This is a genomic window from Chitinimonas sp. BJB300 (assembly GCF_002735695.1).
Taxonomy (GTDB): Bacteria; Pseudomonadota; Gammaproteobacteria; order Burkholderiales; family Chitinimonadaceae; genus Chitinimonas.
Genome location: NZ_PDZH01000053.1, coordinates 1 through 17,299 on the forward strand (window position 1 = coordinate 1; position 17,299 = coordinate 17,299).

18 protein-coding genes and 1 pseudogene are annotated in these 17,299 nt (G+C 53.4%); 8 read left to right on the forward strand and 11 right to left on the reverse strand.

Annotated features, from left to right (window positions below; all coding sequences use genetic code 11):
* Positions 1-913 (forward strand): carbamate kinase (arcC, locus tag CSQ89_RS10780; RefSeq protein ID WP_099406167.1); only part of this gene is annotated, 913 nt, incomplete at its 5' end.
* Positions 914-1,508: 595 nt separating this feature from the next.
* On the opposite strand, the gene CSQ89_RS10785 is transcribed toward arcC, so the two are convergent.
* The gene (locus tag CSQ89_RS10785; protein ID WP_099406168.1) at positions 1,509-2,348 is read right to left on the reverse strand and encodes a universal stress protein; all 840 of its coding nucleotides are present in this window, start codon (positions 2,346-2,348) and stop codon (positions 1,509-1,511) included.
* Between the two features lie 231 nt (positions 2,349-2,579).
* Between CSQ89_RS10785 and CSQ89_RS10790 the strand changes: the two genes are divergently transcribed.
* The gene (locus tag CSQ89_RS10790; RefSeq protein ID WP_099406169.1) at positions 2,580-3,464 is read left to right on the forward strand and encodes a diguanylate cyclase domain-containing protein; all 885 of its coding nucleotides are present in this window, start codon (positions 2,580-2,582) and stop codon (positions 3,462-3,464) included.
* Positions 3,465-3,618: 154 nt separating this feature from the next.
* On the opposite strand, the pseudogene CSQ89_RS10795 reads toward CSQ89_RS10790, so the two are convergent.
* Positions 3,619-3,873: pseudogene (locus CSQ89_RS10795) on the reverse strand (transposase); the annotation flags it as partial.
* Positions 3,874-4,078: 205 nt separating this feature from the next.
* Between CSQ89_RS10795 and CSQ89_RS22455 the strand changes: the two are divergent.
* The 5 genes from CSQ89_RS22455 (at position 4,079) to CSQ89_RS10815 (ending at position 6,758) form a co-directional block, all read left to right on the forward strand.
* Positions 4,079-4,216 (forward strand): hypothetical protein, encoded by a 138-nt coding sequence (locus CSQ89_RS22455; protein ID WP_158228961.1) that lies wholly within the window; start codon positions 4,079-4,081, stop codon positions 4,214-4,216.
* Positions 4,213-4,716, forward strand: a complete 504-nt coding sequence (locus tag CSQ89_RS10800) for a DNA-deoxyinosine glycosylase (RefSeq protein ID WP_099406170.1) — start codon at positions 4,213-4,215, stop codon at positions 4,714-4,716. Before CSQ89_RS22455 ends, CSQ89_RS10800 begins: the two co-directional genes overlap by 4 nt.
* Before the next feature lie 99 nt (positions 4,717-4,815).
* Positions 4,816-5,154: a helix-turn-helix domain-containing protein gene (locus CSQ89_RS10805; RefSeq protein WP_099406171.1), complete on the forward strand. Its 339-nt coding sequence runs from the start codon at positions 4,816-4,818 to the stop codon at positions 5,152-5,154.
* A complete protein-coding gene (locus CSQ89_RS10810) occupies positions 5,144-6,442 on the forward strand; it encodes a type II toxin-antitoxin system HipA family toxin (RefSeq protein ID WP_158228962.1) in 1,299 nt (432 codons plus the stop codon). Before CSQ89_RS10805 ends, CSQ89_RS10810 begins: the two co-directional genes overlap by 11 nt.
* Positions 6,443-6,605: 163 nt before the next feature.
* A complete protein-coding gene (locus CSQ89_RS10815) occupies positions 6,606-6,758 on the forward strand; it encodes a DUF3149 domain-containing protein (RefSeq protein ID WP_099406173.1) in 153 nt (50 codons plus the stop codon).
* 29 nt (positions 6,759-6,787) lie between these two features.
* Here the strand turns inward: CSQ89_RS10815 and ccoS are convergent, their stop codons facing one another.
* From ccoS to CSQ89_RS10835, 4 genes are all read right to left on the reverse strand, one after another.
* Positions 6,788-6,949 carry a cbb3-type cytochrome oxidase assembly protein CcoS gene (gene ccoS / locus CSQ89_RS10820; RefSeq protein ID WP_099406174.1) on the reverse strand — a complete coding sequence of 54 codons (162 nt, stop codon included), beginning with the start codon at positions 6,947-6,949 and terminating at the stop codon, positions 6,788-6,790.
* Positions 6,949-9,414, reverse strand: a complete 2,466-nt coding sequence (locus CSQ89_RS10825; RefSeq protein WP_099406175.1) for a heavy metal translocating P-type ATPase — start codon at positions 9,412-9,414, stop codon at positions 6,949-6,951. The genes ccoS and CSQ89_RS10825 overlap by 1 nt, the downstream gene beginning before the upstream one ends.
* A 38-nt stretch (positions 9,415-9,452) precedes the next feature.
* The gene (locus CSQ89_RS10830) at positions 9,453-9,944 is read right to left on the reverse strand and encodes a YiiD C-terminal domain-containing protein (protein WP_099406176.1); all 492 of its coding nucleotides are present in this window, start codon (positions 9,942-9,944) and stop codon (positions 9,453-9,455) included.
* 190 nt (positions 9,945-10,134) lie between these two features.
* Positions 10,135-11,559 carry a DEAD/DEAH box helicase gene (locus CSQ89_RS10835; protein WP_099406177.1) on the reverse strand — a complete coding sequence of 475 codons (1,425 nt, stop codon included), beginning with the start codon at positions 11,557-11,559 and terminating at the stop codon, positions 10,135-10,137.
* A gap of 176 nt (positions 11,560-11,735) precedes the next feature.
* Between CSQ89_RS10835 and prmB the strand changes: the two genes are divergently transcribed.
* On the forward strand, positions 11,736-12,641 hold the full coding sequence (gene prmB, locus CSQ89_RS10840; protein ID WP_099406178.1) for a 50S ribosomal protein L3 N(5)-glutamine methyltransferase: 906 nt from the start codon (positions 11,736-11,738) through the stop codon (positions 12,639-12,641).
* 87 nt (positions 12,642-12,728) lie between these two features.
* Here the strand turns inward: prmB and CSQ89_RS10845 are convergent, their stop codons facing one another.
* From CSQ89_RS10845 to CSQ89_RS10865, 5 genes are all read right to left on the reverse strand, one after another.
* Entirely contained in the window at positions 12,729-13,274 is a 546-nt protein-coding gene (locus CSQ89_RS10845; protein ID WP_099406179.1) for an adenine phosphoribosyltransferase, read from the reverse strand.
* A 178-nt stretch (positions 13,275-13,452) separates the two neighbouring features.
* Entirely contained in the window at positions 13,453-14,745 is a 1,293-nt protein-coding gene (locus CSQ89_RS10850; RefSeq protein ID WP_099406180.1) for an NCS2 family permease, read from the reverse strand.
* Between the two features lie 86 nt (positions 14,746-14,831).
* Entirely contained in the window at positions 14,832-15,308 is a 477-nt protein-coding gene (locus CSQ89_RS10855; protein ID WP_233203073.1) for a low molecular weight protein-tyrosine-phosphatase, read from the reverse strand.
* 235 nt (positions 15,309-15,543) lie between these two features.
* Entirely contained in the window at positions 15,544-16,284 is a 741-nt protein-coding gene (locus CSQ89_RS10860; protein WP_158228963.1) for a substrate-binding periplasmic protein, read from the reverse strand.
* A gap of 265 nt (positions 16,285-16,549) precedes the next feature.
* On the reverse strand, positions 16,550-17,113 hold the full coding sequence (locus tag CSQ89_RS10865) for a chalcone isomerase family protein (protein WP_099406182.1): 564 nt from the start codon (positions 17,111-17,113) through the stop codon (positions 16,550-16,552).
* Between the last annotated feature and the right edge of the window lie 186 nt (positions 17,114-17,299).

The following is a 17,299-nucleotide window of genomic DNA, read 5'->3' on the forward strand; positions in this document are numbered from 1 at the left end:
AATTGTTGTTGCATTGGGCGGCAACGCCTTACTCAAGCGTGGACAGGTGCTAAGTGCGCAGAACCAGCTAGAGAATATCCGTTGTGCTGCCGTCCAGCTTGCGCGCCTAGCACAAGAACACAAACTAGTAATCACCCATGGCAATGGGCCTCAGGTCGGATTGCTTGCCCTTCAAGGTGCGGCCTATGGCGCCGTGCCGCCCTATCCCATGGATGTGCTTGGTGCCGAAACCGAAGGCATGATCGGTTATCAGCTAGAGCAAGAGGTTGCCAATCTACTGCCTGCCGAGCGCACGGTTGCCACGCTGTTGACACGGGTTGAAGTTGATCCAAACGACCCTGCTTTTACACACCCCACGAAGCCGATTGGGCCGGTCTATACACGGGAGCAGGCCGATCATGTCAATGCCGATGGACAATGGATAATAACAGCCGAGGGTACAGGCTTTCGTCGCGTGGTTGCCTCTCCCCAGCCACTAAGTATTCTCGGTTTGGAACCAATTTGTTGGTTGCTGGAGCGTGGAGCTGTTGTGATTGCTGCGGGTGGCGGTGGCATCCCCGTAGCGCGAATTTCAGGTAGTCGCAAACTGCAAGGTATCGAGGCAGTCATTGACAAAGACTTGTGCAGTAGTCTGCTAGCAAAGAACCTGGATGCTGACTGCTTAATTATCGCAACTGATATAGAAGGCGTATATCTTGATTGGCAGCAGCCCAATCAGCGAGTACTGAAGAGTGCGTCCCCTAGATTACTCTGTGCCGAGTCATTTGCGACAGGCTCCATGGCCCCGAAGGTCCAAGCGGCGTGCCAATTCGTCCAAGCAACGGGTAAGAGAGCGGTCATCGGTATGCTGGACCAGATAGAGGAAATGCTGGCAGGCACATCTGGTACCCAGATCACCCCCGACCTTGCTTAACCAGCTAGGCACTTATGCGGTTCGTATCATTCCGTCATGGTTTGGCGGAAAAGCAACGTTTCCAGGGCAGATCATCTCCACGACAGCTAGCGTATGAACCATACACAGTGAGTTGAATGGCAGGCTGGGTTTCAATACAGCGAAGTGTTCATGCGCAATCATGCAATAGGCAAGACATTAGCAGCTATGGGAAAGTATCTGTATAGCGTGAAAGTTTGTCATAAGAACCACCCCTTTCAACGTCTTTGCATTCGCCACGTAAAATCAAACAGTTACCTATTGGCAGTGCACTGTCCGTTACCAGCTATATTGCTCTGAGATGCCCTCTGCTGACGGGATATCAGTGAGTTACAAAGTGGCTCCAATAAAGACGTTGAAAGGGATGGCCCTAAGAACCTGATTGCGATCTTACTGCGCAGCTGTGATCAGGGCTCATATGCTGCTCGAAATCCTCATGTACAAAAGTACATTCCGGTTTCTGCGCTTTACCCTGCTGACAGTTGCTCGTAACAGATCGTAAACAAGTTCTAACAACAGCTAGTCGCCATTTAAGGTTAATTTCGCAAATGGCGACGTGCTTTAGCCAGAATGGCGATTAGTGAGATAACAGCACAGGTACAGTCATGGTTTGCAGAATAGTGCGGCTGGCACCTCCCAGTACCATTTCCAGCAAACGCGAGTGTCCATATAGTCCCATTACGATCAGATCCACGTTCATATCGGCTGCGGAAGAGAGCAAGGTATCCCCCACATCGCGGTTCAGACCCGGCTCGCGCTTCACATCAACATTTATGGCGTGCCGCGCAAGGAACAAAGCAATATCAGCACCAACCACTTCGCCATGTCCGTGTTCGCTGATCTGAGGATTGACGATCATAACCGTCACCTTCTGCATGCACGCCAATAGTGGTAAAGCATCAGCAACTGCCCGTGTCGCCTCGCGTCCTGCATCCCAGCCGATCAAAGCATGATGACGAGGTAAATCGAATTCGCCAGCGTAAGGCAATACCAGCACTGGCTTACCCGAGCCAAGCGCAATTGCTTCCGGTAAACCCGATGGGGTATTACGCCCTAGATACTTGTGATCATCCTGTCCTAGGATCGTCAGATCATGATATCGGGCATTGACGCATGCTGTACTGATGGCAGAACCCATATGCTGGCGCCACTCGGTTTGTACACCATCCACCTGCTTTGCCTCGTGCTCGAACAGGGCACGTGCTTTGACCGCATCTTCTTCCAGACTACACTGCAGGATTTCGTAGACTTCGGGTACATGGTTACCGCTGATACTGCTTATAACACTTGGATGATCTGCCACATACAGCCCAGTTAGCCTTGCACCATGCTGATGGGCGAACTTAAGCGCAAAATTGACCCGCTTTGCTGCTCGAGGCCCGCTATCTACGAGTACCAATACACTCTTGTAGCTCATCTCCTACTCCTAATACTGTGTTTACCGTCCTGTTTTACGTTCATTACTGCCAGCCGGTGTTGATCCATATCAAGTTTGCGTTATTGAGGATAGGTGCGGTGAACAACAAGACGAGATAAAGTTTGAATCGTTGATTCTATTTAAGTAGGATCCGATTGGACTTGGGTATACGTTATTAACGTGTCCGGAAATACTGAACCACTACTGATGTAGGATGATGCGGGGAGTCCTATGACGCGGACAGCGCAAAAACTACTAATTCGGGCTTTCGTTACCGCTGCTAATGCGGTCATGATTACGAACCGTTATGGCCGTATCGTGTGGGTGAATCAAGCATTGTGTCGTCTTAGTGGTTTCGACGAGGTAGAACTGCTTGGGAAGACACCAAATATTTTGCGTTCCGGTGTCCAAAGTGCGGCATTTTATCAGGTGCTTTGGGAAACTATACTTGCTGGTCAACCCTGGCAAGGTGAGTTGGTCGAACAAAGCAAGGATGGCAAGCTTTTTACTGTCAATCAGATTATTACGCCATTATTTGATGACGCAGGTGCCATTACTCACTTTATCGCCATTCAACATGATATGACCTCGCAGCGTAGTGAGCGCGAAAAAATAAAACACCTTGCGTACCATGATAGTTTGACGGGCTTGCCTAATCGACAGTACTTCCTTGATATGCTAGCTAGCGCCATTGATGCTGCAGCCAAGCAGCATAGGATGCTTGCTGTAATGTTCCTTGACCTAGACCACTTCAAGTCGGTTAATGATAATCTCGGCCACGCTATTGGCGACAAACTGTTGATTGCCGTAGCAGGACGACTTTTAGGTGCAGTTAGAAAGTCCGATTTAGTAGCTCGGTTAGGTGGCGATGAATTTACTGTGCTGGTGACGGACCTAGCAGACATTGTTGATGTAAAAGCTGTAGCGCACCAATTGGTGACGGCCATAAGCCAACCGTTCGTCTTTGATCAATTGCAAGTCCTTACCCATTCCAGCGTTGGTATAAGCCTCTATCCCCGCGATGGAAGTTCAGCAGACGAATTGCTTGCCAAGGCAGATACTGAAATGTACCGTGTCAAAGCACAGGGTGGGAGCGGGTGGCGATTAGACACTTAGGGGCACCTCGAATAACCCGACTTTTTGACATTACAGCGGCGTAAGTCGACCTTACGGTGCCTTCCGACTGCCAGTGCCGGTACTTGTCACTCGTCTTGCATCGCTTTCTCTCCCGAATTGGCCATTCTCAGCCAATCCAAATGGATTCCTGGCATCAGAAGGCCACCTCGCCGGCTACCTCGAGATAGCACAAGCGTTGCAAGTTGTACCCCGCAATCTTCCAGTGCAGATTCAAGGTGGCGCCTGCCAACCCGATGCAACGTAGGGCTTTACCCCCCATCTGCGCCAGACTTGCGAAGGGGAGTTCAACACGGGCTCGGATCCTGGCAATCCGTCGATTGCGACGTTTCTGGCATTCGGACAAGGGCTTGTCCGCTCTGCCTTTACGCTGGTTGTGCATGCGCCAGCCTTGTCCAATATGTCCATGATCTGCCTGATCTTGCCAGCTGCCTGCTTGAACTAACCCCACTGATCGACGATCTTTATGCCCGCCAACAGCGGTCTGCCGACAACGGCAAACCGTACAAGGCATTCATCAAGATCCGCTTTATGACTTCAGTCATACCACCGTCGAATGCATCAACAGCAAGCCGGATGCCGCCACCTGGGCACAGTTGCTCAGCGAAGGCTGGCTACGTCGTAACCAACCCGTGCGGCTATTGGGTGTGGGCTTTCGCTACGAGGAAGAAACCCGAACCACTGGCCATCAGCTAGGACTGTTCGATACCGACGAAATTGAGACTACCGAATGACCGAACGCAAACGCTGCTTTCCACCCGTCGTCGATGCCCATACCCGCGTTTTACTGCTGGGCAGTCTGCCGGGTGAGGCATCACTTAAAGCCAACCGCTACTACGCCCATCCACAAAATCGCTGTTGGCACTTGTTGGGGGAGGTACTGGGCATACCGTTGGTAGACCAGACGTACATCGATCGGTTAGCAGCCTTGCTGAGGCACGGCGTGGGACTATGGGATGTGATTGCCGAGGCCGACCGCCCGGGTAGCCTGGATGCCGCCATCCGCAACCAGGCGCATAACGACCTGCACCAATTGGTCAATCAGCTACCCAACCTCCACACGATTGCTTTCAATGGCGGCACGGCAGCAAGATTGGGGCGGCGTCAGCTTGCAGATTTGACCAAACCCTTGCAGCTGCTTGACCTTCCCTCCTCTAGCCCGGCCTATACCCTGCCCTATGCCGAGAAACTCACAAGATGGCAGATGCTGGTATCGCAGATTGGTGAGGCGTAGGCGTAAAGCTTATTTACTCACATAGACGATCTACTCTAATCAGATTATTGGCTCATATCTTAGCCATTAAGTAATTTAACGGCTAAGATATGAGCCATTATGAAGAAATCAATCAGCGCCTCACTACTCCCCTCAGTCGAATCACCGCTCCGCGAATTGGGCCAGCATATTCGCACAGCTAGGCAAAGTCGGGGTTGGACAGTTGCCGAAGCGGCTGCACGCATGGTTATTTCACCCGCAACCTACAAGCGCATTGAGGCGGGCGACCCTTCAGTGTCCATGGCGTCGTGGGCCACCGCTTTATCCCAGTTGCAGTTGTTGGGAAAAGTAGTAACTGCAGCAGCACCAATCAACGACCCACTAGGTGAAGCACTACGCGCAGACAGGCTATCCAAACGGATTCGCAAACCCAAGAAGGAGGATGACTATGACTTCTAAGACCAATTTCGTTGTCTTTGTCTATCCAGAACGGGCCACAGATGCCATTCCAGCGGGTCGTCTAACGCTGGTCGAACACCATGCAGCGCTACTCCAATCCACTTTCGGTTATGGTAAGCAGTACGTCCAACGCCGCGATCTACTCGCGCTTGATCCGCTTACATTGGCTTTACCTGGACCCGGTGAATCCGTTTTACGGGAGCCTCCAATTACCGCAAATGGTCAATTAATCGAATTTGGTGTATTCCGGGATGCCGCGCCCGACCATTGGGGCCGCAAACTGATAGAAAACAAACTGCACCGTACCGGGCCATTGCCTGAGTCAATCTATCTGGCACATGCCGGTTCTAATCGGACTGGTGCACTCGACTTCCGCGATACACCCAACGCACTGGTGAAAACCAATGAGCTAGCACAGCTGCTTGACCTGGGTTACTTGAAAGAAGCCGCTGAAAAAGTGGAGGCAGGAGAGCAAATTCCGGCCCGTCTGGAGAAAATTTTCGAGGCCGGCCCAACCATGGGGGGAGCACGCCCCAAAGCGGTAGTCGAAGCCAACCAACACCAATGGTTGGCAAAATTCCCCCTACGTAGCGATACCTTCTCAGTACCACACGTTGAATACGCTACGCTGTCGCTCGCCCGTGAGGCTGGGCTCGATGTACCAGCCATACGTCTGGAAGATATTGGTGAAAACCGTCCAGTCTTGCTCATCGAACGCTTTGATCGGGTACGTATAGGCAATGACTACAGCCGTCGCCACTTTCTCTCTGCACTCACCATGCTTGCCCGGCATGAAGCCGACTCACCTCACACCCATTACGCAGATATTGCTGAAGCGATCGCCACCCATGGTGCTGCCTCCACCATCCGCCAAGATCAGGCAGAACTATTCGGCCGGATGATTTTCAACATCCTTGTCCATAACAATGACGATCATTTGCGTAACCATGGCTTTATCTGGGATGCAAACTTACAAGGCTGGCGACTCTCCCCACTTTACGACGTCGTCCCCATGCCTGCTTTTTCGCAAGAACGCTCCCTACACTTGGGAGTCGGTCTTGAAGGACGGCTAGCTACTCTACCCAATGCCATGAGCAGGCATGGCGTGTTTGGCCTAACACGTCCACAGGCCATTGCGATCATCAACCGTATTGCCAATACGGTACGTGAATGGAAAAACACCTTTGAAGCCAGTGGTGTCCCCAGTTCTGATATTGATCGCCTTGCCAGTGCTATTCGGCATCCACGTGAGGTAGGCATTCAAGAAATAAAGATGGGTAATGGGTAAGCAATTAGATTCAAACGATGACAATCAACACAGGCCAGATCTATACCACGATTAAATTTAAATGGTCAGTGGATTTGGTATGCCATAAGTTGATCTCAATCAAAACGAGTAATGACAACACGGTATGTAATGGCCTCCAGCTTTTCACCCATTGGAGGCCATCATGCATGTCGCGCTTACAGAACTCTTCACCACTGATATTGGTATTTTCAGTCTGTTCACCCTTACCTTTATCATTGGTATGGGCAGTTATATCGGCTGGTATGTACGCAAGCATGTGTTGGCCGAAGAGGCGCAGCAAAAGACCAAGCCCTGAACCTTCAACACCGACAGGGGAAATAACCGCTATTCGTCGTCCCCTACAGGCTTGTCATCATCTTGCAAGATACGGTGGCCAGGCCCCTCAAGGTCGTCGAATTGACCTGAACGACCGGCCCACCAGAACAAGCCGCCGATAATCGCGGCAATGAGTACCGAAAGCGGGATCAAAAGGTAGAGACTTTCCATCAGCGTGGTTCTCCTCGCTTTTGCCCAGGCTTATTGGCACCCGCCAAACGAACGGCGTTGAGGACCACCAGCAAGGAACTCGATGCCATACCCAGGCTAGCCAGCCAGGGTGTGACCCAACCCACCAATGCCAATGGCAGCGCGACTAGGTTGTACCCTAACGCCCAGACCAAATTCTGCCGGATGATGCGGCGTGTCTGCCGCGCTACCGCCAGCCCTTCAGCAAATGCGGTCAGATTACCCACCAGCACCATGTCGCCTGCCGCCTGCGCCGCATCTGCGCCACCGCCTACCGCAATCGATACATCCGCCGCAGCCAACACCGGTGCATCATTGATGCCATCCCCTAGCATGATTACCCGCCGACCCTGCGCTTGCAGTTGCTGTACATACGCCAGTTTATCGGCCGGCAACGCGGCGGCACGCCATGTCCCCAGACCAAGCTGCTGAGCCACGGCCTGCACCGGCCCCGGGGCATCGCCGCTGAGCAGATGGCTACGCAGGCCTGTCAACTCAGCGAGCATGGCGGTGGCATCCGGTTTGACCTGGTCACCGAGGGCAAAAGCGGCCAGCCATTCGCCCGCACTGGCCAAACAAACCACGGTGTCTTCTGCGTGCCAACCTTCCAACTGCGGCGGGCGTGGAACCCGGCAGAACGCGGTGACAAAATCAGGCCGCCCTAGCCGAAGCACCTGCCCAGCAACAACAGCCTCCACCCCTCCCCCTGGATGGTTGACATAATTATTGACGTTTAAATCCGCAGCCACGCAACCCTCACGTAAAGCACGGGCAATCGGGTGCTCCGACGCGGCTTCCAGCAGCGCTGCAAGCGCTTGTAATTCACCAGGAGTCTGATCGGCAAAGGGTAAAACCGCCAACAGCTTGGGCTGACCATAGGTCAAAGTACCCGTCTTGTCGAAGACGATGTCGGTAGCCCCGGCCAGCGCTTCCAGTGCGTGGCCGCGTGTTACCAGCAGACCGGCGCGGGCCAGCCGCCCAGTGGCCGCCGTCAGCGCAGCCGGAGTGGCCAATGACAAAGCACAGGGACACGAAATCACCAGCACCGCCACCATGATGGGTAAAGCATGGACAGGGTCGTACCAATGCCAGAATAAATATCCGGCCGCCGCCACCAACAGAAGCGCCGCCACAAACCAAGCTGCAATCCGGTCAGCCAACTGGGCCAAGGCTGGTTTTTCAGCCAACGCCCGATCAAGCAAACGCACAATACCGGCCAGCCGTGTCTCCTGCCCCAACTGGCTTACCTGCACAACCAATGGCGCATCCAGGTTCACCGCCCCACCAATCAACTTATCGCCCACTTTCTTAACCACGGGGCGCGACTCGCCCGTCAGCAATGCCTCATCAGCTTGCCCCTGCCCTTCAAGCACCATCGCATCGGCTGGATAGCTTTCGCCCGGCTTTACCAGCAAAACATCGCCTAGCTGCAACTGGCTGACTGGTGTTTCCTTGGCTGTGCGATCGGTTGGCCAAGCATTCACACGATGCGCGAAAGCGGGGATCAGCTTGACCAGTGATTCAGCAGCGGCGCCGGCCTTACGCCGCGCCATCCCTTCCAGATAACGGCCGCCCAATAGCAGAAAGACAAACATGGAGACCGAGTCAAAATAGACTTCGCCACGGCCAGTGAACGTGGCATAGCAACTGGCCAGGAAGGCGGCCCAGACACCCAGTACCACCGGGGTATCCATGCCGACACGACCCCGTTTCAGGTCGCGCCACATGCCGGTGTGAAAGGTCTGGCACGCATACAGCACCACAGGCAAGGTAAGTAAAAGGCTACCCCACTGCATCAGGCTCAACCAATTGGCGCTGATGTCGCCCGGCGCGGACACATAGACCGGGTAGGCAAACATCATCACCTGCATCATGGATAAGCCCGCCACCCAAAGACGCGTCATGGCGCGACGCCGTTCGCGCTGGTGCAAGGCATCCTGCAGCTCGGCATCGTAAGGATGAGCACGATAACCTATGGCCGCCACGGCGGCGAGAATCTGCGATAGCTGTAGCCGGCTATTGTCCCAACGCACCCGTGCCCGATGCGTGGTGTAGTTGATGCTGGCTTCTAGCACACTGGGCAGACGCAGCAGCTGTCGCTCGTTCAGCCAGATGCAGGCGGCGCAGCTGATGCCTTCCAGGATGAGGGCGGCCTCACGCACGTTGCCGGACTCGACTTTGACAAAGCTGGCCTGTAGCTCAGGCGCATCGTAAAGCTGCATTTGCTGCAGGAGCTCATCCGGCAAGGGGGTGGCGCGATCAGCCGGTTTTTCGCGTTGCTCGTAATAACTTGCCAGACCCGACTGGATGATGGTCTGGGCGACAGCCTGGCAACCCGCACAGCAACTAGGATGGGTTTGCTGGCGGTAGAGGATGGGGTATCGCGGCGGGTTGAGATCGGCATGGGCAACCGTCTCGCCGCAATGGAAACAGGACTCGGCGGACATGCGTGCATTCTACCGTTCACAACGTCCCATCGCGCTGCCTATCGTTGTGCGATCTGGTGCATATCAAGGGAAGTAGACTGAAAATCACCACGCTTTGCGACATAGTCCGCCTGAAAGCGCGCAACGCTTTCACCCGCGCTGACAATTGTCACCTCCACCATCAAGCGAGCCAGACCACGCCGTTCAAACTGGCGCAGAAAACGTTGCAAGACATCGGGGCATTGCGGCTGGACCACCGCGGAAAAATCAGCACGCACCGGCAGTAGATATGCCGTCTCGCCACGCTGGATCACGACTTCAACATCAGCGCCCAAACCCGCATCATCAAGCAATCGCTGTATTTCGATCCACCCCGCCAATGTCGCCAGTGTGACGAGGCTACCGCCAAAAGCCGTGCCCTTATCATTGACATTTGGCGCAAGCGGGGCCAGCAGATCGATTCGGCCATCATCCATGACCTGTGTGTTGACCGCCATGGCGCTCGCAAGTGGAATGCTGCGATATAGCAGTGCTTGCCAGTCTTTTTGCATTTCAGGCCCTCAGAACCAGTTCAAAGTCTCGCGAGCTAAGGCAAGATAAGGCGAAAACAGCCGAGGAAGCGGAGTTTACACAGAGTAAATGAGCATTCCGAGGGCGTTTTCAACGCCAAATTGCCGACGCGCAGCAGACTTTGAACGGGTTCTCAGCAAAAAGGGCGCGCTGTCAGCACGCCCTTTTCAGTTACTTCGACACCGTATAGCGTGGCGGCAACAACAGCGCCGGCAATTCACGCGTCACTTCACGCGTACGGTGGAAGTGATGAATATTGCCGATGACCCGGCCGCCCAAGGCAGCATCATTGTTTCGGCGGCGGCCTTCCACCAGTGGCGTTTCCACCTGTTCGATCACGCGCCGACCGCTATCACGATGCATACGTGGCTCACGCGATGCTTTTGGCTCGTAGGACTCACGGTATTCGTGCGTCGCCCCCGATGCGCTAGTACTGCGCTCACGGCCACGGCCGTAATCCATCACCCCAGGCACTTCGCTCAACACCAATGGCTTGTTGGTCAGCTTGCGCACCAACCCCAACGACTTGTCTTCTTCCGGGCTGACCAGGGAAATAGCGATACCCGTCGCACCTGCGCGGCCAGTACGGCCGATACGGTGGACATAGTCTTCCGGGTTGGTCGGCATTTCAAAGTTCACCACGAAGGGCAACTCAGAGACATCCAACCCGCGGGCGGCCACATCGGTAGCCACCAGAATACGCAGCGTGCCTTCTTTGAAAGCAGCCAACGTCTCAAGGCGTGACTGCTGGGTTCGGTCACCATGGATTGCTTCACAGTTGAAACCTTCACGTTTCAACTCACGCGCCAAGCGGTCGGCCATCAACTTGGTGCGGGTGAAGACGATCACCTGATGCATTTCGTGATGGCGGATCAAATGCGCCAGCACACGACGCTTGTTGCCCACCTCGGTAATATGAATATGGTGTTCAACCAACTCACTCGTAGCGTTGCGTCGGGCGACTTCAATCATCTCCGGGGTACGCATGAAGTCTTCAGCCAACCTTTTGATTTCCGGCGCAAAGGTGGCCGAAAACAGCAAGGTCTGTCGACCGGTTGGCAATAGACTCAGAATCTTGCGGATATCCAGAATGAAGCCCATGTCCAACATCCGGTCGGCTTCATCAAGGATCAACATCTCAACTTGCGAGAGATTGATGGTGTTGTTCTGAACATGGTCGAGCAACCGGCCCGGCGTAGCCACCACCACTTCGGCGCCCTTGCGCAGGGTTTCGATCTGCGGCTTCATGTCCACCCCGCCAAACACGGCAACAGCGCGCAAGGGCAGGTATTTGCTATAAGTAACAACGCTATCGAACACCTGGTCGCACAATTCACGCGTGGGTGTCAGGATCAGCGCGCGCACAGGATGGCGTGCGGGGGAAGCACTGGTATTGGCGTAAGGCTGCAGCTTATGCAGCAAAGGCAATGTGAAGGCAGCCGTCTTGCCGGTGCCTGTTTGGGCACCAGCCATCACATCACGGCCGGACAAAACAACTGGGATAGCGCGGGCCTGCACCGGCGTGGGTTCGGTGTAACCTGAATCGAGTACGGCGCGCAGGATCTCGGCATGCAAGCCGAGGCTGTCAAAAGACATGCGGGTGATTCTCCAAGACAAAAACGGGCGTAGTCGCCCGTGAGGTTCGCACTATACGCCGGAAGGCCGATACTGCAAACCTAAGCTGCGAATTACAAAGGAAATTCCCTTCTAAAACGGCGGTTACGCCACGCTCCGGTAGAATGCCGGCTTTGCGCCCATCCCCTTTGCCCACTATGTTCAATGCCGCCCACACCCATCTTTTGACTGTTCGCGATCTACTTCGTTTTGCCGTATCGCGTTTTAATGAAGCCGGACTTTTCTTCGGCCATGGCAATAACAGCGCCTGGAACGAGGCGGCCTACTTGGTTTTGTACGGCCTGAATCTGCCACTGGACCACTTGGAACCGTTTCTGGACGCCCGCTTGATGCCGGATGAAATCAGGCAGGTGCTGAGTCTGGTCGAAGCGCGCGTCACCACGCGCAAGCCGGCCGCCTATCTCACGCATGAGGCTTGGCTGGGGGCTTATCGCTTTTATGTGGACGAGCGGGTGATCGTACCGCGCTCGTTTATCGCCGAACTATTACCTGATGCGCTTGAACCGTGGATTGAATACCCGGAACTCGTGCACCGGGCGCTCGACTTGTGCACCGGTTCGGGTTGCCTGGCAATTTTACTGGCCGAGCATTACCCCGATGCCGAGGTCGATGCCGTTGACCTTTCCACGGAAGCGCTGGAAGTAGCGGCAATCAATGTGGAAACGTATGGCCTTGAAACACGCGTGCAATTGTTGGCATCCGACTTGTTTACAGCGGTCGAGGGGCAAACCTATGACCTGATCGTATCCAATCCGCCTTACGTTGATGCACCATCTGTTGCCAGCCTGCCCGACGAATACCTGCACGAGCCGGAGCTGGCATTAGGTAGCGGTGAGGACGGATTGGACGCTACAAGAGCCATCATCGAAAACGCCAGCCGTTTCTTAAGCCCCCACGGGATACTGGTAGTGGAGATCGGCCACAACCGTGACGCATTGGAACCCCAATACCCTACCCTGGCCTTTACTTGGCTGGAAACCAGCAGTGGCGACGGGTTTGTTTTCTTGCTAACTCACGACCAGCTGATAGAGGCTGGCTACTGATCATTGATTTTGTTGGAAGACATATTTGCCACCCCGTAAAGACAAAAGGAGCCCATTGGCTCCTTTTGTTTTTTGGCAATTCCCTGCTTAATGCCCTGCAAAGTCACAGACTGTGAAAAGCGGAATACCTTGCTGCTGAATCAGCTTGGAGCCCCCTAGTTCCGGCAAATCGACAATGGCAGCAGCCTCGATCACTTCACCACCCAGTTTGCGCACCAGTTTGGCGGCGGCGATCATCGTGCCGCCTGTGGCGACCAAATCGTCAATCAATAGAACACGCTGGCCCGGTTGGATAGCATCTGAATGCAGCTCTACAGTGGCTGAGCCATATTCCAATTCGTACTCTTCCGCCACCGTATGGAAAGGCAGCTTGCCCTTTTTGCGCACAGGCACAAAACCGCGATTGAGTTCATAGGCAATCACCGAGCCCAGAATAAAACCACGTGCATCCACCCCGGCTACCACATCAATCTGTTGATCCATATAGCGGTGTACAAAACAGTCGACGAGCACACGAAAACTTTTAGGGTCTTGCAGCAGTGGTGTGATGTCACGGAACTGTACGCCAGGCTGCGGCCAATCCGGCACGGTACGAATGCGGTCGCGGATATAGGAGATCGGATCGAGCAGCATGGTGAAACCTTCCAAAAGAGGCGAAAGTACGCTGCCCACACACCGAGGGCAGCAATACGGCAAGCTGGAGTTAATTAAGGCCCGTCTCGATAGAACCTATTCGATACGCCCAACGAGCGCACTAGTTTTATCTCCGCCTGGCAGGCGACGTAGCACGCTCGCAACAACGCCAGACGGGTCATTCAAACATCGCGAACTTCATCACCCATAGCGCCGCAATCACAACCACGGCCGGTGACAAATCCTTGAAGCGGCCAGACAACAGCTTCAGGCCTGCGTAGCTGATAAAACCAAATGCGATACCGTCGGCAATCGAGAAGGTAAATGGCATGGCCACCGCTGTAATCACTGCTGGCGCAGATTCAGTCAGATCATCCCAATTGATCTCAGCCAAGCCACGCGCCATCAATACGGCGACGTAACACAGCGCCGGTGCCGTGGCGTAGGCTGGCACTGCGCCCGCCAATGGCGACAGAAACAACGCCACCAGGAACAAGATGGCGACTACCACAGCCGTCAAGCCAGTACGGCCGCCCACCGCAGTGCCAGCTGCCGATTCCACATAGGCGGTGCAGCTGGATGTACCCAGCGCTGCACCGGCCACAATGGCGGTCGAATCCGCCATCAGCGCGCGCTTCAGGCGGGGCAACTTGCCATTGCTGTCCAAGAGGCCTGCACGGTGCGATACCCCCACCAAGGTACCGGTCGTATCAAACAGGTCCACAAAGAAGAACACAAACACCACACCCACCAAGCTGGCGCTCAGCGCGCCTTGCAAATCCATTTGCATGAACGTGGGGGTAATGCTGGGCGGTGCGGAAAACACGCCCTTGAACTCCTGGTAACCAAGCATAACGGCCAATATCGTCACGGCCATCACACCAATGATCACGCCGCCAGTAACCTTGCGATACTCCAACGCCAGAATCAGCAGGAAGCCAAAAATCGCCAAGACAACCTTAGGGTCATGCACATTGCCCAGCGTTACCAGCGTGGCGGGATGCCCAACCACAATGCCGGCATTCTTCAGGGCGATGATGGCCAGGAAGAGGCCAACCCCAGCCGAGATAGCCAGCTTGAGTGAATGCGGAATCGCATTGACCATCGCTTCCCGTACTTTGAAGAGACTGATGACCAGGAAGATGATGCCGGAAAGAAATACGGCGCCCAGCGCCACCTGCCAGCTCACCCCCATCCCCTTCACTACGCTGAAGGTGAAATAGGCATTCAGGCCCATACCGGGCGCCAAGGCAATCGGGTAGTTCGCAACCAAGCCCATGACAGCGGAACCCAGTGCTGCGGCAAGACAGGTCGCGACAAAAACAGCGTTGAAATCCATACCCGTTTCAGAAAGAATGGCCGGGTTGACGAAGATGATGTAGGCCATCGTAAGAAAAGTGGTAAAGCCGGCCAGCACTTCGGTTTTGACGTCGGTGCCGTGCTCACGCAACTTGAACAGCGTTTCGAGCATGGATAAATCCCCTGAGCATTATGGAATTGATTAGGTAGGAAGGCAGTAAAGCAGGTTGGTTGGGGTACCCGAATCGGGCGCACCCTTCAGTTGGTACGCAGCGCAGCTACCAAGCCGTCCGCAGCGTCTTCAATCAAGTCCAGAACCCGCTCAAATCCGGCGTCACCACCATAGTAAGGGTCTGGCACTTCGCCATTCGGGTCGAGTTGACCATAACTGAGGAACAACTTCAGCTTGTGCTGATGCTCTGGCGGGCACTTGCGCTGCAAGGCTTCCAGATTTTGTTTATCCATGGCCAAAATCAGTTCGAAATCGCTGAAATCCGCGCTGACCACTTGACGGCCGCGCTGGCCAGACAAATCGTAACCACGGCGTAGGGCATGCTTTTGCGAACGTTTATCCGGCGAATCGCCAACGTGGTAAGCCTGTGTCCCTGCCGAATCGATGGTGACCTGCAGACCAACCATGGCCGCGCGTTCACGGAATACACCCTCCGCAGTGGGCGATCGGCAGATATTGCCCATGCAAACGAACAGAACTGAATGTACTTTCTTATTAATCATCCACTTACGCCATTTTTTTCATGGGCCTCGAAGGGCGCGAAATGTAACACTGCGGCGCAACAGAATCAAATGGTGAACACGTAGTGGGAACAACTAACGATGGCCATATTTAAAAGCAATAAATCTGTCGTCAGCGCAGTCACGGCTCAGTACCCATGTGCAAAGGTAAAGAAACCCAAAGAGGTACCGGAGATGCCACGAGATAATCGGGGTATGCACTCTGCAAAGAGTGCGGCTACTTTCTTTGCTTTGCCAAGATAGCGTCGTACCGCCCAGATTTTTTCAGTCGCTCGAAAGCAGCCTGAAAAGCGGACACCGTTGCGTCATCAGTGGCTTTGCTAAAGCCCATGTATTCATCGAACGACTTATCTAGCGTCACAACCGGTTCCACTTCTGAAAAATTGCGGCCGGCTTTATTTAACTCCTCCGCCAAAACAAAATCATTTGAACAGATTAAATCAAAACGTCCCGCAATAAATTTCTTAACATTGGTTTCTTCATTAATTGCCTGATCAAGCTGTTTTCCCTGTTCAAAACCGGCATCCAGCAATAGTTTTTCAGAAGCATACCCCAATACCACGCCTGTTCTGTAATTACGTGCATCTTCCAATTGCATTGAAGAGATATCATTTCTGCTTTTTAATTTATACAGACGAACACGCACATTCAATATCGGCCCAATCCATTTAAACAAATTTTCCCGTTCAGCCGTACGAGACATAGTAAAAACCAGGACATTTGATTTATCCGACAGGCCCATATTATAAGCACGCTGCCAGGGTAAAAATTCAATTTGCCCAAACAGGCCACTTTCTTTAAACAAAGCATTTAAGACTTCAACAGCAACACCGGCTGGTTTATTTTTATCCAGATAAATAAATGGCGGGTAAGAATCGGTAACAGCCTGAATTGGCGCAGCTACGCAGCTACAGCTCAGAAGGAATGTAATAACGACATTCAGGAAACGATTTCTCACACTTTGCACTCCAATGGAGTTGCCGAAACAAGTCAGCATTTATTAGTTTATTTAGCCCAAAAACATGTTATTAGCAAGAAAAAGAGGGTGCTTGGCAGCGCCCTTATTTAAAATAAAGCCTGGTTTGAATCTAACTCTCCCTTTAGCCATATTCTTAATCGCAACATTATGGATAACCTACCCAAATATAAAAACCACCCTATTTCAAAGGTGGCTTTTACATATTCAGCCATGCATCAGATTATAGTTTATTTATTATCGCCGTTCAATTAGCCAGCAGGTCCTTTTTCAAGTCCGAGCTGACTGGCTTGGGGCCGAGCCATATCTTAAGCAGTGCCTTCGCGAAATCATCACCGGCAATCACATTCTTGACTTGGCCACGAACCATAATTTGCGTGCCTTTACCTGGAATAAAGTCAAGGGCGATCACATCGCCCTTCTTTACTTCCTTCACCGCTTGGAAAATAGCACTCATTTCTTGGATACGGGGCTTAAAGGCTGAGAACTCATCGCTGCTGATATTTTCCTGCAAGCCATCGATAAACGACACATAGAGGTCATCAGCCGCCACATCGCGCAGCATGGTGATCTGCATACGGCGCGCAGTCGGTGCATTGATGACTAAATTGGGGTCGTTTGTCTTCTGTGCAGTATAAAGCGCACCCACATAAACCTTGGCAATCATGTATTTGACGCGAATACCGCCGCCGTTAAATACCAAATCACTTCCGCCTACCTTAAGGGTGTCATCCAACTTTACGCCGCCGATTTCCACCGCGCTGCCGACCATGCTGGCCGACATCAATAGAGCTGCCACTACCTTTTTCATCCCATTTCTCCATTTCTATTCTCGATAAATATCGAGTGGAATCTATCCACATCATAATCGAAGCCTGTTCGAGACAAAGGCCGGGGGCCATAAGCCCAACCGACCTTTTTCAATGCCAACAGAAGCAGCTGGCGACCTTGAAACACGAAAGGCTTTACATAGCACCTTCATACTTCAAGATTAACT

Excerpts from the sequence above, each read along its gene's own strand:
- CSQ89_RS10835 (WP_099406177.1), bottom strand. The coding sequence starts at position 11,559 with ATGTCTTTTGACAGCCTCGGCTTGCATGCCGAGATCCTGCGCGCCGTA.
- CSQ89_RS10850 (WP_099406180.1), bottom strand. The coding sequence starts at position 14,745 with ATGCTCGAAACGCTGTTCAAGTTGCGTGAGCACGGCACCGACGTCAAA.
- CSQ89_RS10855 (WP_233203073.1), bottom strand. The coding sequence starts at position 15,308 with ATGATTAATAAGAAAGTACATTCAGTTCTGTTCGTTTGCATGGGCAAT.
- CSQ89_RS10785 (WP_099406168.1), bottom strand. The coding sequence starts at position 2,348 with ATGAGCTACAAGAGTGTATTGGTACTCGTAGATAGCGGGCCTCGAGCA.
- CSQ89_RS10825 (WP_099406175.1), bottom strand. The coding sequence starts at position 9,414 with ATGTCCGCCGAGTCCTGTTTCCATTGCGGCGAGACGGTTGCCCATGCC.
- CSQ89_RS10800 (WP_099406170.1), top strand. The coding sequence starts at position 4,213 with ATGACCGAACGCAAACGCTGCTTTCCACCCGTCGTCGATGCCCATACC.
- CSQ89_RS10805 (WP_099406171.1), top strand. The coding sequence starts at position 4,816 with ATGAAGAAATCAATCAGCGCCTCACTACTCCCCTCAGTCGAATCACCG.
- CSQ89_RS10830 (WP_099406176.1), bottom strand. The coding sequence starts at position 9,944 with ATGCAAAAAGACTGGCAAGCACTGCTATATCGCAGCATTCCACTTGCG.
- prmB (WP_099406178.1), top strand. The coding sequence starts at position 11,736 with ATGTTCAATGCCGCCCACACCCATCTTTTGACTGTTCGCGATCTACTT.
- CSQ89_RS10845 (WP_099406179.1), bottom strand. The coding sequence starts at position 13,274 with ATGCTGCTCGATCCGATCTCCTATATCCGCGACCGCATTCGTACCGTG.
- CSQ89_RS10790 (WP_099406169.1), top strand. The coding sequence starts at position 2,580 with ATGACGCGGACAGCGCAAAAACTACTAATTCGGGCTTTCGTTACCGCT.
- ccoS (WP_099406174.1), bottom strand. The coding sequence starts at position 6,949 with ATGGAAAGTCTCTACCTTTTGATCCCGCTTTCGGTACTCATTGCCGCG.
- CSQ89_RS10815 (WP_099406173.1), top strand. The coding sequence starts at position 6,606 with ATGCATGTCGCGCTTACAGAACTCTTCACCACTGATATTGGTATTTTC.
- CSQ89_RS10810 (WP_158228962.1), top strand. The coding sequence starts at position 5,144 with ATGACTTCTAAGACCAATTTCGTTGTCTTTGTCTATCCAGAACGGGCC.
- CSQ89_RS10865 (WP_099406182.1), bottom strand. The coding sequence starts at position 17,113 with ATGAAAAAGGTAGTGGCAGCTCTATTGATGTCGGCCAGCATGGTCGGC.